This is a genomic window from Bradyrhizobium liaoningense, from assembly GCF_018130955.1.
GTDB lineage: Bacteria > Pseudomonadota > Alphaproteobacteria > Rhizobiales > Xanthobacteraceae > Bradyrhizobium > Bradyrhizobium liaoningense_C.
In genome coordinates this window covers 1-2,813 of the sequence record NZ_JAFCJM010000135.1, presented here as the reverse complement: position 1 = coordinate 2,813, position 2,813 = coordinate 1, and the positions used below count along the sequence as shown (strand labels likewise).

Sequence of the window (2,813 nt, the reverse complement as noted above, 5' to 3'; positions counted from 1 at the left end):
GCTCAGCAACCCGAATATCGCCAAAAGACATCCCATGCCTCCCGTCCCAAACAGGTCGAAAGGCCTTGAATCACATTCCCAAATTCTCGGGAATCACTTTCGGGCATCCCTTAGCCCACAAGGGGAGGGTGTGACGCCCTCACCCCTTCGGCGGGATCAGCGGCTGCACGATCTCGCCAAACTCCGCCAGTGCCTCGCAGCGCTCGGCGTGGGCTGCGAGCGCCGGATAGCGCGCGGCGTCGAACAGCGTCGGATGCGCTTCGCGGGTGAAGCGGACGACGCAGGCGACGACGATATCGGCGTGGCCGATGCGCGTCCCCAGCCAATAGGGCGTCGTCACCTTGGCGCGCTCGGCTTCCAGCACCTTCAGCACGTCTGATATCTGCGCCTGGCAACGCTCGACCCAGAGCGCAAGCTGCTCCTTCCGCAGCACGCGCTCGTAGAGCAGGCTGACGGCCTTGTCGCCAAGGCCGCTTGCCAGCGCGCAAATGCGCAAATGGCGCCGCCGCTCGATGCCACCCCGCGGCAGCATCGCCTTCTCCGCACCCACGAGGTCGTCGAGATGATCGAGAATGATCGTGCTTTCGATCAGCGCCTCGCCGTCATCGAGCACCAAGGTCGGCACGCGACGTAGCGGATTGTAGGGCGCGATCTTGTCGGCATCGCCAAAAGTCGACCACGGCTTGTGCTCGAAGGCGATGCCATAGAGCTTCAATGCGATCGCGACGCGGCGGACGAAGGGAGAATCATACTGACCGATCAGGAACATGGTTTGCGCTCGTTTCTCAGTATTCGGGCGGGGCCGGTCAGTCTCCACGGGAATATCCTTGCTGGGCAAGGAAATTCTTGGAAATGAAGCATTGCACTGGACGCAACAGCGCTCGCGATCACGCGCTGATGCGCCGCGCGCTCAAAGGCCATCCTGGATCGAGCGCTTGATGGCCGCGATCGCCGCCTCGTTGCGCTTGTACATCGTCCACTGCTTGATCCGTTTGGCACGCACCAGCCTTGCTGCCGTCAGCACTCGCATGTGCTCGCTTAAAGTCGGCGCGCTGATCCCGAGCTTCTCGGCGATCAGCAATCCGCAGACGCCATCCTCGACCAGATCGCCGTCGGCCTGCTCGCGAAAATGCCTCCGCGGATCCCGCAGCCAGTCCAGGATCTGCAGGCGGCGCTCATTGGCCAGCGCGCGCAATGCGAGGTCAAATTTCATTTAGCCATTTTGCTAATTACCTAATTGATGTCAACTCCCGGGAGCGCTATCATGGACGCCATCATGACAACCGACATCACGCGGGAGCGGATCGCGGCGACCGAGGCCGTCATCCGACCGCACATCAGGCGCACGCCGCTGCTTAAAGCCAATCTCGCCGATTTCGGCCTGCCGGCCGTGTCGGTCACCTTCAAGCTCGAGATGCTGCAGCATTCTGGATCGTTCAAGGCGCGGGGTGCGTTCGCCAATCTGTTGCTGCGGCAGGTGCCGGCGGCCGGTGTCGTCGCCGCATCCGGCGGCAATCATGGCGCCGCGGTAGCCTATGCGGCGCAGCAGCTCGGTATTCCCGCCACGATCTTCGTGCCCGACATCACCTCGCCCGCCAAGGCCGAGAGGATCGGGAGCTATGGCGCAAAGCTCGTGATCGCGGGCAACCGCTATGCCGATGCGCTCGCGGCGAGCGAGGCGCACGTCGCGCGGACCGGCGCGCTTGCGGTCCATGCTTACGACCAGCCCGAAACCCTGCTCGGACAAGGCAGCGTCGGGTTGGAACTGGAGCAGGACGCACCCGACATCGATACGCTGCTGGTGGCCGTCGGCGGCGGAGGGCTGATCGGCGGCATCGCGGCGTGGACCGCCGGCCGGACGCGGATCATTGCGGTCGAGCCTGAGCAATCGCCGACCCTGCACGCTGCGTTTGCGGCGGGAGTGCCGGTCGACGCACCGGCCGGCGGCATCGCAGCCGACAGCCTGGCGCCGCGGCGCGTCGGCGAATTGATGTTTCCGATCGCACGCACCCATGTCGAGCAGGTCGTCCTGGTCAGCGACGACTCGATCCGGCAGGCGCAGGCCGCGTTGTGGTCGAGCCTGCGCGTGGTGGCCGAGCCCGGAGGCGCAGCCGCATTTGCCGCGCTGCTTTCCGGCCGCTATCGTCCCGCGCCGGGAGAGCGCGTCGCGGTGCTGGTCTGCGGCGCCAACACCACGGCGGTAAACTTCGAGGGCTAGTTTGGGGGGCGCATGACCGGGCTGCGCGCGTTGATCCTGACGTCGATCCTGCTCGCGCTGATCGGAGGCGGCGTGAGCGCACAGGATCGCCCGATCGGCTTTCTCACGCCGTCAAAGAACATCGTCTGCCAGTTCTTTGCCGGCAACGGACAAGGCAATGATCAAGCCGTGCTCCGCTGCGACATCATGAACATGGAGACGCGACCGCGCCGCCCTGCCGATTGCGAGCTCGACTATGGCCACGCCTTCGAGATGACCGCGAAAGGCACGGCCGCGCGCATCTGCGCCGGCGACACCGTGATGGACCCGGCACTGCCCGTGCTCGCCTATGGCGAGATCTGGCAGCGCGCGGGATTCACCTGCCGGTCCGAGCAGACCGGGCTGACCTGCTTCAACGCCATGCAGCACGGCTTTTCGCTGGCAAGGACGAAGCAGGAGGTGTTTTGAGGCCGTGCGGAGCCGCATGAGTGGAGCGACATGCGGGGGCATCCTGGTGACACCCTTCCCGGATATCGCTGCGCTCATCCGGGCTTCTGTAACGGGCCTTGGTTAGTCAATCCCTTTTTGCGTCATCCTCTCGCCGGGTACTTGCTTC

General features: G+C 64.8%; 4 protein-coding genes. 2 read left to right on the top strand and 2 right to left on the bottom strand.

Annotated elements, in window-relative coordinates; genetic code table 11:
• Positions 1-139: 139 nt before the first annotated feature.
• Both JQ632_RS38995 and JQ632_RS38990 read right to left on the bottom strand, forming a co-directional pair.
• The gene (locus JQ632_RS38995; RefSeq protein ID WP_212408026.1) at positions 140-769 is read right to left on the bottom strand and encodes a glutathione S-transferase family protein; all 630 of its coding nucleotides are present in this window, start codon (positions 767-769) and stop codon (positions 140-142) included.
• Positions 770-910: 141 nt separating this feature from the next.
• Positions 911-1,213 carry a helix-turn-helix transcriptional regulator gene (locus JQ632_RS38990; protein ID WP_212408025.1) on the bottom strand — a complete coding sequence of 101 codons (303 nt, stop codon included), beginning with the start codon at positions 1,211-1,213 and terminating at the stop codon, positions 911-913.
• 27 nt (positions 1,214-1,240) lie between these two features.
• Between JQ632_RS38990 and JQ632_RS38985 the strand changes: the two genes are divergently transcribed.
• Together JQ632_RS38985 and JQ632_RS38980 are read left to right on the top strand one after the other, a co-directional pair.
• Positions 1,241-2,218, top strand: coding sequence for a threonine/serine dehydratase (locus tag JQ632_RS38985; protein WP_212408024.1), 978 nt, complete (start codon positions 1,241-1,243; stop codon positions 2,216-2,218).
• A 12-nt stretch (positions 2,219-2,230) separates the two neighbouring features.
• Entirely contained in the window at positions 2,231-2,665 is a 435-nt protein-coding gene (locus tag JQ632_RS38980) for a DUF6636 domain-containing protein (protein WP_212408023.1), read from the top strand.
• The last annotated feature ends 148 nt before the right edge of the window (positions 2,666-2,813 follow it).